1 protein-coding gene is annotated in these 504 nt (G+C 58.1%); it reads right to left on the minus strand.

What is annotated here, in order from left to right; all coding sequences use genetic code 11:
• Nucleotides 1–286 (minus strand): hypothetical protein (locus ACKAE7_RS21245; protein ID WP_408980257.1); only part of this gene is annotated, 286 nt, incomplete at its 3' end.
• Nucleotides 287–504: the final 218 nt, after the last annotated feature.

The following is a 504-nucleotide window of genomic DNA, read 5'->3' on the forward strand; positions in this document are numbered from 1 at the left end:
CGCCGTAGCTGTTCTTGGCGTTCGCGCTGATGCATACATATCGATCCGACGAACGGCCGTTCTTCGTATAGAACATCGCATTCGATATGCGAGCGTCACGGACGCTGTAAGGGTCTTTGAAGGTCGTTTGCACCGACTGCCTAATTGCGGCCCGTTCGGCCTGAGTGGCAGGCTGTTGCTTGGCGAACACCTCTGAAACTGCGGCTTGGAATTCTGGCCCACTTGTCACGCAACCTGCGAGCGGAAACCCGAATGCGATGAGGGTGGCAGCGAGAACGGCGCGCATGACGAATCCAGACGTTTGAGCCTGCGTCGCTTCTCTCTGAATGCGGGAACAGCTGCAATACGGTAGCCGCTCGGTAATTCGATCTATGCAAAGATACCGACACAAATTGGAGGCCAGCGTCATGCGGTTTGCCCGGCCAAAGAGCTGCCAGCTCGCGGCCGCCGGCTGTGGCGCGCCCCATCGAGTCGTCCGAGTGGAATGTTAGTTCATGAGCGTCG

This window comes from Pseudarthrobacter sp. NKDBFgelt (assembly GCF_046097905.1).
In the GTDB taxonomy this organism is placed as follows: Bacteria; Actinomycetota; Actinomycetes; order Actinomycetales; family Micrococcaceae; genus Arthrobacter; species Arthrobacter polychromogenes.